The sequence below is a fragment of the Streptosporangium sp. NPDC000095 genome, assembly GCF_042899335.1.
GTDB lineage: Bacteria > Actinomycetota > Actinomycetes > Streptosporangiales > Streptosporangiaceae > Streptosporangium.
This window is the reverse complement of record NZ_JBIAZS010000008.1, coordinates 137,667-155,741: the sequence shown is the minus strand read 5'-3', so window position 1 is coordinate 155,741 and position 18,075 is coordinate 137,667. Positions and strand designations below refer to the sequence as shown.

14 protein-coding genes are annotated in these 18,075 nt (G+C 68.5%); 8 read left to right on the top strand and 6 right to left on the bottom strand.

The genetic code is table 11. The features are described from left to right. The first annotated feature begins 76 nt into the window (after positions 1-76). Together ACFY3V_RS19540 and ACFY3V_RS19535 are read left to right on the top strand one after the other, a co-directional pair. Positions 77-916, top strand: a complete 840-nt coding sequence (locus ACFY3V_RS19540) for a helix-turn-helix transcriptional regulator (RefSeq protein ID WP_362925592.1) — start codon at positions 77-79, stop codon at positions 914-916. Further along, a complete protein-coding gene (locus ACFY3V_RS19535; protein WP_362901498.1) occupies positions 916-1,347 on the top strand; it encodes a DUF397 domain-containing protein in 432 nt (143 codons plus the stop codon). Before ACFY3V_RS19540 ends, ACFY3V_RS19535 begins: the two co-directional genes overlap by 1 nt. Positions 1,348-1,623: 276 nt before the next feature. On the opposite strand, the gene ACFY3V_RS19530 is transcribed toward ACFY3V_RS19535, so the two are convergent. After that, positions 1,624-2,853, bottom strand: coding sequence for a cytochrome P450 (locus ACFY3V_RS19530; protein WP_362901500.1), 1,230 nt, complete (start codon positions 2,851-2,853; stop codon positions 1,624-1,626). A 455-nt stretch (positions 2,854-3,308) separates the two neighbouring features. Here ACFY3V_RS19530 and ACFY3V_RS19525 point away from each other — a divergent pair, with 455 nt between their 5' ends. Continuing rightward, positions 3,309-4,079, top strand: coding sequence for a hypothetical protein (locus tag ACFY3V_RS19525; RefSeq protein WP_389774994.1), 771 nt, complete (start codon positions 3,309-3,311; stop codon positions 4,077-4,079). 230 nt (positions 4,080-4,309) lie between these two features. On the opposite strand, the gene ACFY3V_RS19520 is transcribed toward ACFY3V_RS19525, so the two are convergent. Continuing rightward, entirely contained in the window at positions 4,310-6,682 is a 2,373-nt protein-coding gene (locus ACFY3V_RS19520) for an ATP-binding cassette domain-containing protein (RefSeq protein WP_389775287.1), read from the bottom strand. Between the two features lie 76 nt (positions 6,683-6,758). Between ACFY3V_RS19520 and ACFY3V_RS19515 the strand changes: the two genes are divergently transcribed. Beyond that, the gene (locus tag ACFY3V_RS19515; RefSeq protein WP_362901504.1) at positions 6,759-7,550 is read left to right on the top strand and encodes a TetR/AcrR family transcriptional regulator; all 792 of its coding nucleotides are present in this window, start codon (positions 6,759-6,761) and stop codon (positions 7,548-7,550) included. Continuing rightward, positions 7,543-7,764, top strand: coding sequence for a DUF6203 family protein (locus ACFY3V_RS19510; protein WP_389774990.1), 222 nt, complete (start codon positions 7,543-7,545; stop codon positions 7,762-7,764). Before ACFY3V_RS19515 ends, ACFY3V_RS19510 begins: the two co-directional genes overlap by 8 nt. A gap of 306 nt (positions 7,765-8,070) precedes the next feature. Here ACFY3V_RS19510 and ACFY3V_RS19505 read toward each other — a convergent pair whose 3' ends face one another. After that, positions 8,071-8,838: a hypothetical protein gene (locus ACFY3V_RS19505; protein ID WP_362901508.1), complete on the bottom strand. Its 768-nt coding sequence runs from the start codon at positions 8,836-8,838 to the stop codon at positions 8,071-8,073. 174 nt (positions 8,839-9,012) lie between these two features. Between ACFY3V_RS19505 and ACFY3V_RS19500 the strand changes: the two genes are divergently transcribed. Further along, positions 9,013-10,950: a B12-binding domain-containing radical SAM protein gene (locus ACFY3V_RS19500; RefSeq protein WP_389774986.1), complete on the top strand. Its 1,938-nt coding sequence runs from the start codon at positions 9,013-9,015 to the stop codon at positions 10,948-10,950. A 271-nt stretch (positions 10,951-11,221) separates the two neighbouring features. Here ACFY3V_RS19500 and ACFY3V_RS19495 read toward each other — a convergent pair whose 3' ends face one another. Genes ACFY3V_RS19495 through ACFY3V_RS19485 form a run of 3 tightly spaced genes read right to left on the bottom strand, consistent with a single transcriptional unit; the run spans position 11,222 to position 16,452 of the window. Further along, the gene (locus ACFY3V_RS19495) at positions 11,222-14,587 is read right to left on the bottom strand and encodes an amino acid adenylation domain-containing protein (protein WP_389774983.1); all 3,366 of its coding nucleotides are present in this window, start codon (positions 14,585-14,587) and stop codon (positions 11,222-11,224) included. A 12-nt stretch (positions 14,588-14,599) separates the two neighbouring features. Beyond that, a complete protein-coding gene (locus ACFY3V_RS19490) occupies positions 14,600-15,832 on the bottom strand; it encodes a cytochrome P450 (protein ID WP_389774980.1) in 1,233 nt (410 codons plus the stop codon). Further along, complete coding sequence (locus ACFY3V_RS19485) at positions 15,829-16,452, bottom strand: FkbM family methyltransferase (protein WP_362907315.1); 624 nt, start codon at positions 16,450-16,452, stop codon at positions 15,829-15,831. Before ACFY3V_RS19485 ends, ACFY3V_RS19490 begins: the two co-directional genes overlap by 4 nt. Positions 16,453-16,488: 36 nt before the next feature. Between ACFY3V_RS19485 and ACFY3V_RS19480 the strand changes: the two genes are divergently transcribed. After that, on the top strand, positions 16,489-16,683 hold the full coding sequence (locus ACFY3V_RS19480) for a hypothetical protein (RefSeq protein WP_362907317.1): 195 nt from the start codon (positions 16,489-16,491) through the stop codon (positions 16,681-16,683). A gap of 25 nt (positions 16,684-16,708) precedes the next feature. Next, complete coding sequence (locus ACFY3V_RS19475; protein WP_362907319.1) at positions 16,709-18,067, top strand: MFS transporter; 1,359 nt, start codon at positions 16,709-16,711, stop codon at positions 18,065-18,067. The last annotated feature ends 8 nt before the right edge of the window (positions 18,068-18,075 follow it).

Genomic DNA, 18,075 nt, shown 5'->3' with positions numbered 1-18,075 from the left:
ATCCCAAATTCGCGACTGAAGCGTCAAGCAGCGTTCACGAGAAGTCATCACATAAGCGGACATAGAGGTGACGAAAATGCGATACAGCCTGTCGGTCCGAGGACGCCGGCTCCTGCGAGAAATACGCGGCATTCGTGAGAAATCTGGCCTATCCCCAGAACAGGTCGCCAAACGACTCGGCTGGTCTCGTTCGAAGATCTACCGCGTCGAAAACGGAGAGAGCCGCCTCATTCTGGAAGACCTCGAACTGCTCCTCGGCGTCTATGGCGTAGCCTCCCCGCAGGCCGAAGCGCTCGGCAAGCTCTGCCGAGAGGCATGGAAGCGCGGTTGGTGGTTGGCCTACAGCGACATGTACAAGGGTGGGTCGTACTTCGTCCTGGAGGACGACGCCTCAGCGATCACCTTCCTTGTTCACAACATTCCGGGACTGTTGCAAACCCCCGAATACGCCCACGCCCTGATCGCGGGGACCCTGTTGGACGGCTCCGAGCAGGAGATCCGCAGACGTGTCGAGGCGCGGGTCACCCGGCGCCGACTTCTTACTCGTGCCGAACCGCCCCAGATAAGCGTCATCCTCAACGAAGCCATCCTGTGGCGAAAGATCGGCGGCACCCAGATCGCCTGCGCCCAACTCGACCATCTGATCGACGTCGCCGCGCACCCGGCGGTCACCCTTCAGGTCGTCCCTCTCGCCGCAGGCAGTTACTCCGGTTTGGACGGCGAATTCACCATTCTGGACTTTCCTGACAAGGAAGACCCTCCCGTGGCCTATCAGGAGGGACTTTTCGGAGATATCTTCGTGGAGGCACCCGGTGACGTCGCCCGATATAACCGGGCCGTCGAGGTCGCGCGTGAGAAAGCCCTCGCCCCCGATGAGTCGGTGACGCTGATCAAGGACGTGAGAAAGGCGATCTGATGACCGATGATCAGAATTGGATCACCAGCAGCTACAGCGGCAGTGGCCAGCAGTGTGTCCAGATGAAGCCGATGCCGTCCGGGGTCGCCATCCGCGATTCCAAGAACCCGGAAGGACCCCGGCTCCTGTGCACCCCCGATGCCTGGAGATCCCTGGTGACCGAGGCGCGGAACGGCTCCTACGACCTGCCCTCTCAACTTCCCGAAACACCATCCCACCTGCCCAAACCGGCAGCAGCAGCCCTCGGGTTGGCCGCCGCCGAATGGCTGTCCACTCCCAACCCCGGCGACACCCACCTGTCGATCGCGTTCGTCGACGCCCACATAGCGATGCGTCTCACCCCCACGGAGGAAACGCTCGTGTTCACTCCAGGCGAGTGGAACGCGTGGTTGTCCGGAGCCAGAGACGGCGAATTCGACCACCTCGCCTGAGCTGATCAGACTCCGCAGGCTAAGGCGAGTTTTCATCTGAGATCCGCTGGTTCTGTCCGGTGGCCGCTTGAGGTGAGGGTCCCCGCTGCTGTGGGGACTCTCACCCGTCTACGAGTACTCGCCGCAAGCATCGCCGCATGGTCGCCTCGGGCTCAGATTCTCACGATGCCATGAGTTCGCACGGATACCGAGACGCAAGTGGTGACGACGAAGGTGGCTCCGGTGCTTCGGGGTCCCTGTCCGGGGTTTCGGAGCAGGTGGTGGTACTCGGCCGTGCTACTCGACGGCGTGTAGGTGTACGGGGAGTTCCTGGTGACCGTTGCTGATGAGGGTGGGTATCGGACGCAATGTGTCGGCCGGTGTCGCGAGTGACATGGCGGGGAAACGCTCGAAGAGCTGACGCAGGGCTTCTGCGACTTCGAGGCGGGCCAGTGGAGCGCCGAGGCAGAAGTGCACGCCGTAGCCGAACGCCAGGTGGTCCTTCACCTTGCGCGTGACGTCGAAGGTGTCGGCGTCCGGCCCGTGCCAGTCGGGGTGACGGTTGGCGGCCCCGTACGCGGCGAGGATGGGGTCTCCTGCGGCGATGACCTGCCCGTCGGGCAGCTTGATGTCGGTCACGGCGAAGCGCAGCGGCAGATACTTGATGGCGGGCTCGGCGCGAAGGGTTTCCTCCACCACGTCCTCCCAGGTGGCTTCGCCGGTGCGGACGAGGTGGAGCTGGCCGGGGGACGTCAGCATCGCGAGGACGGCTTGGTCGATGACGTTGACGGTCGTTTCGTACCCCGCGTTGATCATCAGAATCATCGTGTCGCGCAGTTCGACATCGGTGAGGCCGGCGCCGTCCGACTCCTCGTCGCGTGCCGCGATGAGGAGGGAGGTCATGTCGTCGCCGGGGTTGTCGCGCTTGGTGGCGATCAACTGGTCGGTGGCCTCGAAAAGACGTGCGGTGTTGGCCTTGGCCTGCTCAGGCGTGAGCGTGCTGTCGAAGACGTTGTCGACGAGCTGCCGGAAATCGTCCCGCTGGTCTTCGGGTACGCCCATCAGGTGGCCGATCACGGCGATGGGCAGCGGGTAGGCCAGCCGCTCACGCAGGTCCACCACCTGGCCGTGGGACAGCGCGGCCAGGGCGTCGACCAACTCGGTGACCAGGGATCGGACGGTCGGCCTCAGTTCGGCGATGCGGCGTGCGCTGAAGGCGGGGGCGATCATTCGCCGTAACCTGCGATGGTCGGCGCCGTACGCGGTGAGCATGCTCTGCACCTCGATCCACAGGGCGAGCGGCCACGTGCCGATCGTCTGCTGAAAGGCCGGGTAGTGAGCGCGGCCGTTCTTGGAGACGTCGGGGCTGGTGAGCAGGGCCTTGAGAAGGGCAGGGTCGGTGACCGCCCAGGCGCGCAGGCCGAGGATGTCCACGGGGGTGGCCGGACCACGAGCCCGCAGGGCCTGGTATTCGGCGTGCCGGTCGGCACCGGTGGGATCGATGACGAACGGGAGAGGCTGGGACATGCGTCTTCTCCTTCAGGTCGTGGCGGCGAAGCAGAGAGAAGGCGACCTCACGGGCACACTGGGTCGCTCTGCCTCGCCACGTCGGTCCGATGCGGAATGGCGGGGTCTGTCTTAGGCCGTGTCTTGAGTGATCCGGTCCTGGCCGAACGGCCGGGTTGGTGGTGCTCAAGGCGGCCGGCCGATGGCATTGATCCGGTCGCAGGCGTTGACGAAGGTGATGGTCGATGTCCTGCACACAGTTGACCGGGTAGCCCGGCCATACGTGACAGGAAGCCGGGTGTGACGCACGTCTCAGCTGTGTGCCGTCTTTCCCCTGCAGGTCCGCAGGTGCCCGGCGTCGACGTTCCGTTGCGTGAGCTCGGCATAGGCCCCGTGGCCGACGACCAGATTGACGATCCGGTCCGCTTCCGACGGACCCGGGGTGGAATGACGGTCCTGGCCTATATGGTCCCGGGATGAAATCCGCTTCCACCACCGTTTCCGGCCCATGGCGGGAACAGCTGACCGGCGCCTTCGAGATCCTGCTCGGCCGTCCGCTGGCGAGTTTCGACGCCGACGCCGTCTATGCGACGTTCTTCGGCGGCGACCTCATCAACGAGCTCGGCTTCGCGCGGGACACCGCCTGGGTGACCCCGGCGGCCCTTCGCGGCGCCGAGCCGGTCGTCTGGGACTGCCCGATCTTCGACCTGGAGGAGCCGCTGCCGGAGTTCGACGCGAGCCGGTCGGTCTTCGAGTTCGACAAAACCGGGCTGCCGCCGGAGTTCGAGGAGGATCTCGCGGCGGCGTGTTTCGCGGGTCGGCTCGTCCTGGGCGGTGACCTGGCTTCCTTGTCCGCACGGTACGACCTCGCCGCGTCCGATCTGCGCGACACGTGGACTGTCTGCTATCCGCGGCTGGTCTCGGACGGCACGCTCTTCGACGCGATGCGGGTCGCCACCGCGCTCGGCACGGGCCCGGAAAGCCTTCTTCCCTTTGAGACCGAGGCGGCCGAGGAGTGGCAGGAGGCGCTGGCCGGCCTCACGCCACCCGAGTTGTCCGCCCACCTGAGTTTCTTCTGCACCGAGGGCGAGGAGGGACTGATGTACCTGCGAACCGAGCGGTCGGGCGGCGACCTGCTCGCCGAGCAGGGGTGCACGCTGATCGCCAACTGGGAGGAGGGACAGAGCCAGGTCGAGTTCGCGGTCGTCCAGGTCGGCGAGCTCCTGGCAGGACCGCGCCCGTCCTGAAGAAGACCTGTCAGGGCCGGACGGTAGGCGGCGCGAGGCCGCCTGCCGTCCGGCTTTTCGCCCGGGTTCGTGTGACCAGGCGCGAAGTGGTCGTGAGCGGCGGGGAGCGGGCGGCGTGACCGGAAACACGTGCCGGGCGGGATGACCCGGGAAATGCCGGGCGGCGACCTCTGTCGGGACGGTACGGCGCGAGGTGACGTCCCGCGTTCCGGAGAGCTCTCCCCATGTGCCTATCGGGTGGTGTTCCCGCCCAGGTAGGTCCGCAGGTGCCGGGCGGTGAGGGAGTCTCCCGTCGAGACGAGGTCGGCGGGGGTGCCGGTGAAGACGATCCGGCCGCCGTCGTGTCCGGCTCCGGGGCCGAGGTCGATGATCCAGTCGGCGTGGGCCATCACGGCCTGGTGGTGCTCGATGACGACGACCGTGTTGCCGTCGTCGACGAGCCGGTCCAGCAGGGCGAGGAGCTGGTCCACGTCCGCCAGGTGCAGGCCGGTGGTCGGCTCGTCCAGCACGTACGTGGTGGCCTTCTCCGCCATCCGGATGGCGAGCTTGAGCCGCTGTCGTTCGCCGCCGGACAGGGTGGTGAGCGGCTGGCCCAGGCCGAGGTAGCCCAGGCCCACGTCGGAGAGACGGTCGAGGACGGCCCGCGCCGCGCCGAAGCTCGCCTTCGAGGCCGCAGGGGAAGAGGCTGCGGCGGAAGAGGCCGCGCCGGGAGCGAAGAAGTCGCGGGCCTCGGCCACCGACATCGCGAGCACCTCGCTGATGTCCTTGCCGCGCAGCTTGTGGGTGAGCACCTCGGGGGTGAACCGCTTGCCCTCGCACTGCTCGCACACCGACGCCACCCCGGCCATCATCGCCAGGTCGGTGTAGACCAGGCCGATGCCCTTGCAGTTGGGGCAGGCTCCCTCGGAGTTCGCGCTGAACAGGGCGGCCTTGACCCCGTTCGCCTTGGCGAAGGCGGTGCGGATCGCGTCGAGCAGCCCGCTGTAGGTGGCCGGGTTGCTGCGGCGCGAGCCCCGGATCGGGGCCTGGTCGACCACCGCGACGTCGTCCCTGCGGGGGAGCGAGCCGTGGATCAGCGAGCTCTTGCCCGAGCCGGCGACGCCGGTGACCACGGTGAGCACGCCGAGCGGGATGTCGACGTTCACGTCCTTGAGGTTGTGCAGGCGGGCGCCGGTGATCGACAGTTGCCCGCTGGGCTGCCGTACCTTCTCGCGCAGGCGGGCCCGGTGGTCCAGGTGGCGGCCGGTGAGGGAGTCCGACGCGCGCAGCCCGGCCACGTCGCCGGTGAAGCAGATCCGCCCGCCGGAGGAGCCGGCGCCGGGGCCGAGGTCGACCACGTGGTCGGCGATCTCGATCGTCTCCGGCTTGTGTTCGACGACCAGGACCGTGTTGCCCTTGTCGCGCAGGCGCAGCAGCAGGTTGTTCATCCGCTCGATGTCGTGTGGGTGCAGCCCGACCGTGGGCTCGTCGAAGACGTAGGTGACGTCGGTCAGGCTGGAGCCGAGGTGGCGGACCATCTTCACCCGCTGGGCCTCGCCCCCCGACAGGGTGGACGACTCGCGGTCCAGGCTCAGGTAGCCCAGGCCGATCTCCACCAGTGACTCCAGCGTGTTGCGCAGGGTGGCGACGAGCGGCCCCACCGAGGTGTCCTCGATGCCCCGGACGAAGTCGGCCAGGTCGCTGATCTGCATCGCCGCGCAGTCGGCGATGTTGCGGCCGTCGATCTTCGAGGCGAGCGCGGCGGGGTTGAGCCTGCTGCCGCCGCACGCGCGGCAGCTCGTGAACGTCACGGCCCGGTCCACGAACGCCCGGATGTGGGGCTGCATCGACTCCCGGTCCTTGACGAGATAGAGCCGCCGTACCTTGACCAGGAGCCCCTCGTAGGTGGTGTTCATCGTGCCGATTTTGATTTTGGTGGCGGGTTTGTGCAGGAAGTCCTCCCACTGGGTGGGGGTGTAGTCCCTCAGCTTGACGTCGGGGTCGAAGAACCCCGAGTGGGCCAGGCCCTGCCAGTACCACGAGTCCACGGTGAAGTTGGGGGCGGTGATCGCCCCCTCGTTGAGCGAGCGGTCGACGTCGACGAGCTGGGAGACGTCGATGTCGGAGACCCGGCCGAGCCCTTCGCACTCGGGGCACATGCCCTCGGCGCTGTTGAAGCTGAACGCGCTCGAGGTGCCGACGTGAGGGGTGCCGATCCGGCTGAAGACGATCCGCAGCATCGTCTGCGCGTCGGTCGCGGTGCCGACCGTGGAGCGGGAGTTGGCGCCCATCCGCTCCTGGTCGACGACGATCGCCGCGCTCAGGTTGCGCAGGCCGTCGACGTCGGGACGGCCGAGGCTCGGCATGAACGACTGGACGAAGGCCGTGTAGGTCTCGTTGATCAAACGCTGCGACTCCGCCGCGATGGTGCCGAAGACGAGGGAGGACTTCCCGGAGCCGGAGACCCCGGTGAAGACGGTGAGCCGCCGCTTGGGAATGTCGAGCGAGACGTCGGCCAGGTTGTTCTCCCTGGCGCCGCGAACCTCGATCACGTCGTGGCTGTCCGCGGCGGCCGGGCGGCGCCGCGGGCCGCCTGATCCGACCGGTGTGGCGGGTGGGAACACGAACCTTCTCACGCGATATCCTTAGGGTGTAAAGAGTTAGCCCGGCAAAGTTAGTTTATGCCGTAAGGAGTTGCAAGTGGTCGTCTTCGCCGGACAGGGCGACGCGCGCCGTTCGATGGCGCTGCTGTGGCGTACCACCAGGTCGGACCAGGCGCGTCCCGGGCCCAAGCCCGCGCTGAGCGTGGACCTCATCGTGGACACGGCCGTCGCGATCGCCGACTCCGAGGGGATGGCCGCGCTCTCCATGCGCGCGGTGGGCGAGCGGCTCGGACGCACGGCGATGGCCCTCTACACCTACGTCCCCAGCAAGAGCGAGCTGGTCGACCTGATGTACGACCGGGCCCTCGCCGAACTGTCCACCCACCACGACCTGGAGGCGGGCTGGCGGGCGGCCGTGACCTCCTGGGCGCGGGAGGCGTGGGAGTTCTACATACGGCATCCGTGGATGCTGCAGGTGTCGCAGGCCCGCCCCGTGCTGGGTCCCAACGAGTACGTCATGATCGAGGAGCTGATGCGGATCCTCCGGGAGACCGGGCTGGACGCCGGGACGCTGCGGCGCGTCGCGGGGACGCTCTCCTGCTTCGTGCGCGGGGCGGCGCAGACGGTCGCGGAGGCGCGTCAGGCCCCGGCGGCGACCGGGCTGTCCGACGAGGAGTGGTGGTACGCCCGCTCGGCCCTGCTGACGGAGGTCGCCCCCGATTTCGCCGAGCGGTTCCCCACGCTGACCTGGATGGAGGGCGAGGGCGCCTACCAGGCTCAGGACGAGACCGTCCCCTACCTGGAACAGGAGGGGAGAGACACCTTCGCCGCCGGGCTCGTCATCCTCCTGGACGGGATCGAGGCGGCCATGGGCGAAGCCGATGCCTAATCGGGCCGCTGAGGGGCAGGGGGCCCCTATGAAAAAGTTCTTCAAGGTCGTAGTGGCACGAAGGTTGTCTCGTACACCGATAGGTCTGGCGATCCTGGGGGCGGGCTGGTTCCTGGGACGGCGGCGCAGGCAGCGTGAGCAGGAGCAGGCGGGGCGAGGGCGGGAGTACGCGACGCGGGGAGGCGGGCGCCCGGTCCGCTCTGGCCGCCGCTGAAAACCTCCGGGGTCGACGCCCCGGCCCTCGCGCGCACGGGCACGGTCGTCTCGGCAGGCGCCGGTCGGACGGGGCTCGGCGGGGCGTCGACCGTTGCCGCGCCTCACCGTCAAGGCACCGGCAGGACACCTGTAGGACCGAGCGGACGCTCGATGGGGCGAGCGGCGAGAGGACAGCGGGGCGAGAGGACAGGGGGAACGACGAGAGGGCCCGGTCGATCATCGACCGGGCCCTCTCGTCGTTCCCGTGTTCCCCGTACCGCTTCCGGATCTCCCAGGTGTCCCGGAGCCGCCGGGGCCGGGAGGCTCAGCTGAACATCGCCTCCATGGTCTCGTGCGACTGCTCCTTCTTGGCGTCGGACTCGCTGCCCCAGCAGGTGTTGAGGATGATCCGGGTGCGGTCCTCCGACAGCGGGACCGTGCGGTGCAGCGTCGTGTCGGAGCGCAGGAAGTAGATGTCGCCGGTCTCGTGGGCGTAGGTGCTGATCGGCTGCTTGATGAGGTGGTCGTGGACCCGGGGGTCCTCCTTCACCCAGTTGGTGTGGGGGACGCACTGGAGCATGCCGCCGTACTCGCTGCTCGGCGCCTCCATGATCCAGATGAGGGTGAAGCTGAAGTCGCCCCAGTGCCAGCCGTGGGTGTCGCCCTGCTTCTCCTGGCGGATGATGACGTACTTCTCCTCGTCCCAGGGGCAGGCGACGACCGGCTCGTTGGCCAGCCGGCCGAGGAAGTCCTTGAGGGTGGCGGAGTCATAGAGCTCCGGGATCAGGGTGCTGTCCTGTGCGATGGACTGCTGGCTGACCGTGCTCATCTTCCTCGGCGAGTTGCTGGTCTCCTTGAGGTTGATGTCGATCCGGCGCGCGTGCAGGTCGAGCAGCCGGTCCACCTCGTTCGAGACGAGATCCTTGATCTCGCCGGAGACCACGTTCCGCAGCTTGACATAGCCGTTCCTGCGGAAATCATGGGAAAGTTTACGGATTTCCCAGGGGTCCTGAAAGGTCTTTTCGAGATGCTCCGCGATCCGATCGTCGAGTGAGAGCTTCCGGTGGCCGGTCTCGTAGTTGGGAGTCGGCATGCGTTTTCTCCTCCGTGGTTATCGAGTCCGTGGTCATCGAGGTTTTCAGAACCGTAACACGCGATTGGCGGACGCAAATGGCGTGCGTTGTTCGTCCACTCCCGCTGTGAAACCATAAGCGGATTCCATCCGACCGGCTTCAGCGATTACTCAGACTACGCAGGGACGAGCGTCATGAACACCAAAGTCACATTCGTCGAGCTGTCTGCATTCGAGGCCATCCTGCCCCTCGCCTCCGGTTACATGCAGGCCTACGCACAGCGCGACCCCGAGGTGGGGCCGCGATGTGAGTTCGAGATCTTCTCCGCACCCGTGTCCGCGAACCGGGAGGAAGTGATCGATGAACTCCTCGGCAGGCGCAGCGACGTGTACGCCATCAGCTGTTACATCTGGAACATCGGATTCGCGCGTGCCGTGCTGGCCGCGCTGCACGAGCGGCTCCCGAAGGCCCAGTTCATCCTCGGCGGCCCGCAGGTCATGCAGCACGCCCACGAGTACGTCCCCCCGGAGCAGGAGAACGTCGTCGTCTGCAACGGCGAGGGCGAGAAGACGATGGTGCAGTACCTGAGGCAGGTCCTCAGCGACGACCCCGACTTCGCCGCCGTCCACGGGATCAGCTTCTGGCGGTCGGGGGAGCTCGTCACCACCGAGGCCGCCGAGCGGGTACGCGACCTCATGGAGGTGCCCTCGCCCTTCACCTCCGGCGTCTTCGAGGAGGGCAAGTACACCACCGCCATCCTGGAGACCAACCGCGGATGCCCGTTCAGCTGCGGTTTCTGCTTCTGGGGTGCGGCGACCAACGACAAGGTGCACAAGTTCGAGGACCAGCGGGTCCGCGACGACATCACCTGGATCAGCAAGAACAACTTCGTGTCGATCTTCATCGCCGACGCCAACTGGGGCATGGCCCCGCGCGACGTGGAGCTCACCCGCCACCTGGTGGAGTGCAGCGAGGAGAACGGCTACCCGGTGATGGTCTCGATGGCCGCGGCGAAGAACAAGCCGGACCGCATGGCCGAGATCACCGAGATCCTCGTGCAGGGCGGCCTGCTGACCAGCCAGCCCATCTCGCTGCAGTCGATGAGCTCCAAGACCCTCGAACTGGTCGACCGCTCGAACATCAAGCCCGCGACCTACACCGAGCTGCAGAGGACGCTCAGGGAGAAGCGCATCAGCTCCTACATCGAGCTGATCTGGCCGCTTCCCGGAGAAACCCTCGACTCCTACAAGGAAGGGGTCGCGGAATTGTGCCGGCTGCGTGCCGACACGCTGATCGTCTATCCGCAGCTCCTTCTTCACAACACCTCCATCCACGCGAAGCGCGACCTTCTCGGAGTGCAGGTCGAACGCGTTCCCAGTGATGTCACGGAAGCCGATGTCGTGGTCGGCACGAACTGGGTCAGCCGCGAGGAGTGCGAGCGTGGAACGTGGTTCTACTACGCGGTCCACTCGCTCTACAACCTGCGCGGCCTGTATTATCTCGCCAATTATCTGGAGAGGTCGGGCAGGAGAAGTTTCGAGGATTTCTTCACCGACGCCGCGACATATTTCGAGAGCCGTACGGACACCGAGGTCGCGACTTTCTTCCGCGATTCCGTGGAGAAACTCTGGAACTATGACTTCCATAATTTCGGGATGGTCGCGCATCTCGTCCTGCATTCGCACCGCGAGGAGTTCGACGCGTTGCTCGTCGACTTCGCCCGCAGTCAGTCCTGGTGGCGGGACGCCGGGGCGCGGGCGGCGTTCGAGCTCGACCTGCTGGCCCGGCCCTACATCTACCTGGCCAAGCCGAAGCCGCCCCGCTACGACTTCACCGAGCTGGGCGTCGAGTCGCGCGCCGGGGCGCGCGGGAAGACGACCTCGGTCGTGGACATGCCCGCCGATCTGGCGGCCCTGCTCATCGACCTCGACGTGACCGGCCTGGAGGCGGGCCAGGAGCTTCTGACCCGCTTCGAGCTCGACCACCCGCGCGGGCGCAAGCTGCCGTTCATGCCGGAACGCAGCCTGGAGCACAACGCCTCCTACTGCCAGGGCATGGTGCTGCGGCTGCGGGAGTATCTCCCCACCTGGCGGCCCGAGTCCGAGACCGCCGCGCTTCCCGGGCGGCGCTGAGCACCTCCCGTCGCGCTGCCCGGCAGAGGCGCGGAGCCGTCCGCCGGGCCGCCCGCGAGGGCGCGGGGTCGCCGGGGCCGCCAAGGTCACCGCGGCCGTACGCGATGAGGGTCGTGGCCGCGGGTGACGAAGGACCGAGGCCACGCATGACGAGGGCCCGTGAGGATCATCCTCACGGGCCCTCGTCATGCGCGGGTCAGGGGGCCGGGCATCCCGCCGGGCGGGATGTCCCGCCGCCCGAGGTCCGGGCGCGAAGCCCGGGCCCCACGGCTCAGACCTTCGCCTCCGCCTTGGCTTCGGCCTTGGCGAGAGCGCCGTCCACCGCCTCGGCGAAGTCGGCGAGCACCGGGTTCTCGAACAGCACCCGGATCGGCACGTTCACCGCGAACCTCTCCCGCACCTGGGTGATCACCTGCGCGGCCACCAGGGAGTGACCGCCGATCTCCAGGAAGTCGTCCTCGCGGGCGATCCGCCTGAGCTTCAGCACCTCGGCCCAGATCTCGGCGATCGTCTGCTCCGTCGCGGTCTGCGGCGCGTCGAAGTCGTCGTCACCGCCGTCACCGCCGTCGCCGCCGGGTTCGGGCAGCGCCTGGCGGTCCACCTTGCCCGAGGAGGTGAGCGGCATCGCGTCCAGCGTCACGTACGAGGAGGGCAGCATGTACGCGGGCAGCGAGCCCTGCAGGAACCGGTGCAGCTCGCCGGTGAGGCCGCTGCGGTCGGCGATGATCCTGGAGGCGTCGTCGAGCACGACGTAGGAGACGAGCCGGTCGTCGCGCACGCTGACCACGGCCTCGCGCACCCCCGGATAGCGGGTGATCGCGGCCTCGATCTCGGCGGGCTCCACCCGGAAACCGCGGATCTTCACCTGGTGGTCCACCCGGCCCACGTACTGCAGCCGGCCGTCGGGCAGGTAGCGGGCCAGGTCGCCGGTCCGGTAGAGCCGGGCGCCGGGAGGGCCGTACGGGTCGGGCATGAACGACTGCGCGGTCAGGCCGGGCTTGCCCCGGTAGCCGTGCGCCAGGCCGGTGCCGCCGACGTACAGCTCGCCGGGCACGCCCGCGGGGAGCGGGTTGAGCCAGCGGTCCATCACGTAGGCCCGGAAGTTGGCGAGCGGCCGGCCGATCGGCGGCGCGTACGCGGCGGCGGGGTCGCAGGTCCCCATCGTGGCGCACACGGTCGTCTCCGTCGGCCCGTAGGCGTTGACGAAGACACGGCCGGGAGCCCAGGTCCGCACCAGCCCGGTCGGGCAGTGCTCGCCCGCGACGACCATGAGCCGCACCGTGTCCAGCTCGTCGCCCTTGAGCGTGCTGAGGAAGGTCGGCGGGAACGTGGCCGCGGTCACCCCCTGCTCGCAGATGGCCTTCGCCGTCTCCTGCGGGGTCATGGCCGACGGGTCCAGCACGCACAGTGCCGACCCGTTCAGCAGCGCCATCGTGATCTCCCAGATCGAGGCGTCGAAGCTGAGCGAGGCGAACAGCGCCACCCGGTCGTCGGACGTCAGGGAGAACTCCCGGGACAGGGCCGAGGCGAGGTTGCCGACGCCGCGGTGCGGCACCTCCACGCCCTTGGGCCGCCCGGTCGAGCCCGAGGTGTAGATGAGGTAGGCGGGGGCGTCGGGCGCGGGCGTCAGGCCGGGACTCGTGCCCGGCTCCTCCGCCTCGATCGTGCGCCACTCGGCGTCCAGTTCGATCGTGCGCACCCGGTCGTCGCGCACCCGGCCCGCGTGCTCGGCGCCGGTGAGGACGAGCCGTGCCCCGCTGTCGTCGAGGATGTAGCCCAGCCGGTCGGGCGGCAGCGCCGGATCCAGCGGCAGGTAGACCCCGCCGGACTTGACGATGCCGAGGAAGGCGACGAGCGCCTCGGCCGAGCGGCCGGTCATCGAGCCGACGATGTGGCCCGGCCGCACCCCGTCGCGGATCAGCCGGTGGGCGACCCGGTTGGCGCGCTCGTCCAGCTCCCGGTAGGTCAGCCGCCGCTCACCGGCGAGCACCGCGAGCGCGTCGGGGGCGGCGGCGGCGCGCGCCTCGAACAGGGCGCCGATGCCGGCCTCCTCGTCGAAGGGCGTCTCGGTGCGGTTCCACTCCTCGACCACCAGCCGCAGTTGCTCGGCGTCCAGCAGCGAGAGCGACGAGATGGGCCGCGCGGGGTCGCGCACGGCGTCGGACAGCAGGGTGACGTACTGCTCGGCCATGGTCCTGGCGCCCGGCGCGTCGAACAGGTCGAGCCCGTAGCGCATCTCCCCGTCGAGCGAGCCGGGCACCAGGACGAGCGCGAGGTCCGAGGCGAGCGGGAAACGGCCCGCCACCAGGGGCGAGACCTGGACGCCCGGCAGCCGCAGCGCGCCCCAGGCCGGGGCTGCCTGGTCGAACTCCGCCTGGTAGAACGGCTGCACGCCACTGGAGGCGTCCAGCTCCAGCTCCTCGGCCAGCCGGTGCGCGGGGTAGGAGCCGTGCGCGGCCGCCTCGTCCAGCGCGTCGCGCACCTGGGCGACGACGGCGGTGAACGAGGGGTCGCCCTCGCAGCCGATCCGGATCGGGAACGCCGGGGCGCGCTCTGCGGCGGGCACGGGTACGCCGACCACGACCTCGTCCTGGCCCGACCAGCGGCACAGCGCGACCGCCCACGCGGCCAGCGTGACGGCCCGGGTGTCGGTCTCGCCGGGCGGGACGGTCTCCGCCTGCCCCGACCAGCGGGACAGCGTCATCGCCCGCGCGGCCCGGGTGGCGCTTTCCGCGTCGGCCTCGCGGGCCATGGTCTCGACCAGCGCGGCCGTCTCCGGCGGGACGGTGAAGGTCACCTGGGCACCGGTGAAACCGGGTACGGCGGGACGGCTCCTGTCGGAGGGCAGGTCCAGGGCGGGGGGCATGCCGTCGAGCCGCTCACGCCAGTAGGCGAGGTCCGCGGCCTCCGCGCCGGTGCCGTCGACGGAGGCGTGGCCGTCGGCCGGGGCGGCCGGGCCGGCGGGGGAGCGGTGGTCGTCGGGGACGTGCCCGCCCGCGGACGCGTGGCCGGTGGGGGAGTCGTTCAAGGAACCGTTCGAGGAGCCGTTGGGCGAGGCATGGCCGACGGGAGAACCGTTGGAGGAGGCGTCGAAGGCGGGAGAACCGTTGGAGGAGGCGTCGAAGGCGGGGGCGCCGTTGGAGGAGGCGCGGAGCGTGGCGCCCGAGGCGTTCTCGTACGCCAGGGAGATCTCCCGCGCGAGGCCCGCCAGGACGCGCTCGTCGGCCACGAGCCGGTGCGCCGTCACGACGAGCGCGTGGTCGTCGTCGGCCATCCGCGCCAGGGCGATCCGCACCGGCGGGCCGTTCTCCAGGTCGAGGCCCCGGTTGGCCTGCTCGGAGACGAGCCGGGCGAGCGCCTCCTCGCGGCGGCTCGCGTCGTGCCTGCCCAGTTCCACCGGCGAAGGGACGGTGACGCGCCGGGGCTCGGCCCCGGAGTCGCCGGGCAACGCCGGCCGCAGGTCCTCGCGCGCCTCCAGCACGTGTTCCAGCGCGGTGATGAGGGCCTTCTTGTCCACGGGGCCGCGCAACCGCGCCGCGAGCGTGACCTGGTCGGTGTGGTCACCTGCGGGTTTGGCCCGGTAGGACCTCCACCCGCTCTCCTGGATCGGCGACAGCGAAGTCTTGCTGTCCGGCATGGGGTGCTCCAATCAGTGTCCGGCGTGGTCGAGTTCGAGATGGACGGGGACGCGGTCGACGCCCCACATGAGGTTCGAGCGCAGTCGCTTCACCGGCCCGGTGAGCTCCATGCGGGCCACCCGGCGGGTCAGCTCCTCCAGCAGCACGCGCAGTTCGAACCTGGCGAGCGCCGCGCCGATGCACAGGTGCTTGCCGAGGCCGAACGTGAGGTGCCTGTTGGGGGTGCGCCCGACGTCGAAGCGGCGCGCGTCGGGGAAGGCGTCCTCGTCGCGGTTGACGGCCGGGTGCCACACGCTGACCCGCTCACCGGCCCGGATGGTCTGATCTCCGATCTTCGTGTCGCGCAGCGCGGTGCGCATGACGTTGAGGCTGGGGGCGGTCCAGCGCAGCACCTCCTCCACGGCGGTCGGGATGAGCGAGGGGTCCTCGCGCAGCCGTCGCCACTCGTCGGGGTTCTCCACCAGGGCGATGACGGCCCCCGCCGAGGCGTGCCTGGTCGTCTCGTTGCCTCCGGTGATGAGGCCGTTGATGTTGAGCAGGATCTCCTCGTCGGTGAGGGGGGTCCCGTCGATCCGGCCGCGGATCAGCACGCTGATCACGTCGTCGCCGAGGTCGTCGCGCCGTTCGGCCAGCAGGTCGGCGTAGTAGGCGAAGATGTTGGCGTTGGCCTCGGCCTTCTCGGCGTCGGAGATGACGTCGTCGGAGGCGGCGGAGCCGAACGCGGTGCGCGTCCACTGGATCATCAGGTCCCAGTCGGCGCGGGGCACGCCCAGCAGCTCGCAGATGACCGAGAGCGGCAGCCTGCCCGCCACCGTGTCGACGAAGTCGAAGGAGTCCTTCTGGGCGTTCTCCTCGAGCATCCCGCCCACCGTCTCGCGCATCGCGCCCTCCAGGCGGCGTACCACCCGGGGGGTGAGCGCGGGGTTCATCACGTCGCGCAGCTGGCTGTGGCGGCCGTCGGTGACGATGAGCATCTTGCCGGCGGCGGCGCGGGCGGCGGACTCGGTCTGCCCCACCTGCATGCCCCGCTCGGAGGTGAAATTCGTCTTGTCGAGATAGACGGCGACGCCGTCCGCGTATTTGGTGAAAGCCCAGAAACTCGGCCCGTCCGACCTGGCGTTCCAGAACATCGGCCGGTGCTCCTGCAGGTAATGCAGGACGCCGAGGCCGGAGTCGGGGGCCGTGTAGATGTCCGGATCCGCCAGATCCAGATTTTTCAGATTCACGGTCGTGTCCACTGTCATAGGGAATTCCTCCGTGCGTACACGTCGAAGATGTCCGTGTCCTTCAGCAGGGGATCCTGGCCGATGTCGACCTGGAATCCACGGCCGGTGAGATCGTCGCGTACGGACGCGAGTCTGCCGTCGATGTCGTGGACCTGCATGACGATTTGGTCGACCGCCTCCCAGTCGCCGGGAGCGATTCCGTCCAGGACATCGCATTCGGCTTTCTCGACGTTGATTTTCAACAGCCCTATGCGGTCCACGCCCTCGGTGGCCATCACCTCGGAGATCGTCCGCACCTGGCACTCCTGCTTCTCCGTGACGTGCCTGCCCTCGGCCATGTCGGTCACGTCCTCGGGGGCGAAACCGCTGTTGGCGAGGAATGTCCTGGTCACCTCGGCGTCGTGGTCGACGTCGGTGTACATCCCCGACATCGCGGTGGTCTCCGGGTAGACGGTGATGACCGCCGTCCCCGGGGCGCGGGAGAGCGCGCAGTCGAACGCCCTGGCGTTCAGGCCGTGGGCGGACAGATTCGCGCACAACGCGTCGTAAAGCGGCCTGGCGGGCTCGAACGCGAGAATCCGGGTGCCCGGACATTCCCAATGAAACGCCAGCGCGGCGATTCCGATGTTGGCTCCCACGTCGAACACCGTCATTCCAGGCTCAAGGCGAACATCATGCCTGAAGTAGCTTCTGTCGCCCACGATACTGCGATACTGCAGGCTGGTCTCGGCGGGATTGAGCTGGAATACCACATGACCGTCGGGGAGTGTCATCTGGCGCACTCGCTGATTGTTTTCCAGTGTGCCTCTTCGGTGATTTCGCATATCATCACCCTTAACAAAAACCTTATTACAGTCAACCAGAGGTGAAACCCGACAAGGACGGAACGATCTCATGGACACTCAGGGAACAGAAGTCAGGGCGCCGGAGGAAAAGCCGCCCTCTCTCTGGCGAAACCCCGACTTCAACCGGCTCTGGGCCGGCCAGTCGGTCTCGGTCCTCGGCTCCGAGCTGACCACCCTGGCACTCCCGCTGACCGCGATCCTCATGCTGCAGGCCACCTCCTTCGAGGTCGGCCTGCTCAACACGATGCGTACGATCGCCGCGCTCCTGCTGACGCTGGTCGCCGGCGTGCTCATCGACCGCTACCGCCGCAGGCCGCTGATGGTCGCCTCCAACCTCGGGCGGGCGGGCATCGTGATGCTGATCCCGATCGCGGCCTTCGTCGGCTTCCTCGACATGTGGGTGCTCTACGTGGTCGCGGTCGTGGTCGGCGGCCTGTCGGTGGTCTTCGGGATCGCCTACGCCGCCTACATGCCGACCCTGCTGAGCGAGGAGCACCTGGTCGCCGGCAACAGCCGGATGGCCGCGACCGAGTCGGTGGGCGCCATCGCGGGATCCAGCGCGGGCGGCGTGCTCATCGACCTGTTCCGGCCCGCGTACGTGATGCTGGGCGACGCGATCGCCTTCCTCATCTCCGCCTTCGCCCTGTCGCGCATCCGTCACGTCGAGCCGCCCGTCGAGCGCAAGGACAGCGGCGGGCGCGGCGCCGTCGCGGCGATGCTCCACGACATCAAGCACGGCCTGAAGGTCACCTACCGCAACGACTACGCCCGGCCGCTCATCATCAACTCCGCCGGGGCGAACTTCGGGTCGATGATGATCCTGACCCTGTTCCTGCTGTACGCGGCGAGGGAACTGCAGCTGTCGGGCACCTGGATCGGCTTCATCTACGCGATGGGCAGCATCGGCGGCGTCGTCGGCGCCGTCTTCGCGAGCAAGCTGTTCGAGAAGCTCGGCTACGGCCGAGGCATCATGGCCGCCCTGATCGCGTTCCGGGTGCTGTGCTTCACGCCGTTCGTGGCCGGTCCGCAGTGGCTGCAGATCACCCTGTTCTCGGTGATCTGGTTCGTCACCGTGTTCGGCGTGGTGGCCGGCAACATCGGCCAGCTCACGCTCTTCCAGTACGTGATCCCCAACCACCTGCGGGGCCGGGTCATCGGCGCGAGCCGCGCGGTCTACCTCGGCATCCTGCCGCTGTCCGCGATGCTGGCCGGCGTGCTGGGCGAGCTGATCGGCATCAAGCCCGCCATCTACGCCGGGGCCGCGTTCCTGCTGCCCTGGATCATCCTGCTGTTCCGCTCCCCGGTGCCGCACCTGCGCAGGCTTGAGGACGCCGAGTTCCTGCGGGACGACGAGGAGCCCGCCGAGGCCGAAGGACCCGGCGGGCGCGAGGACGGCAAGGGCGTCTGAGGTCAACG

Bases quoted from the DNA above. Each gene is read 5' to 3' on its own strand.
- ACFY3V_RS19540 (WP_362925592.1), top strand. From the start codon at position 77: ATGCGATACAGCCTGTCGGTCCGAGGACGCCGGCTCCTGCGAGAAATA.
- ACFY3V_RS19535 (WP_362901498.1), top strand. From the start codon at position 916: ATGACCGATGATCAGAATTGGATCACCAGCAGCTACAGCGGCAGTGGC.
- ACFY3V_RS19530 (WP_362901500.1), bottom strand. From the start codon at position 2,853: ATGTCCCAGCCTCTCCCGTTCGTCATCGATCCCACCGGTGCCGACCGG.
- ACFY3V_RS19525 (WP_389774994.1), top strand. From the start codon at position 3,309: ATGAAATCCGCTTCCACCACCGTTTCCGGCCCATGGCGGGAACAGCTG.
- ACFY3V_RS19510 (WP_389774990.1), top strand. From the start codon at position 7,543: ATGCCTAATCGGGCCGCTGAGGGGCAGGGGGCCCCTATGAAAAAGTTC.
- ACFY3V_RS19505 (WP_362901508.1), bottom strand. From the start codon at position 8,838: ATGCCGACTCCCAACTACGAGACCGGCCACCGGAAGCTCTCACTCGAC.
- ACFY3V_RS19500 (WP_389774986.1), top strand. From the start codon at position 9,013: ATGAACACCAAAGTCACATTCGTCGAGCTGTCTGCATTCGAGGCCATC.
- ACFY3V_RS19495 (WP_389774983.1), bottom strand. From the start codon at position 14,587: ATGCCGGACAGCAAGACTTCGCTGTCGCCGATCCAGGAGAGCGGGTGG.
- ACFY3V_RS19490 (WP_389774980.1), bottom strand. From the start codon at position 15,832: ATGACAGTGGACACGACCGTGAATCTGAAAAATCTGGATCTGGCGGAT.
- ACFY3V_RS19480 (WP_362907317.1), top strand. From the start codon at position 16,489: ATGCCTGAAGTAGCTTCTGTCGCCCACGATACTGCGATACTGCAGGCT.
- ACFY3V_RS19475 (WP_362907319.1), top strand. From the start codon at position 16,709: ATGGACACTCAGGGAACAGAAGTCAGGGCGCCGGAGGAAAAGCCGCCC.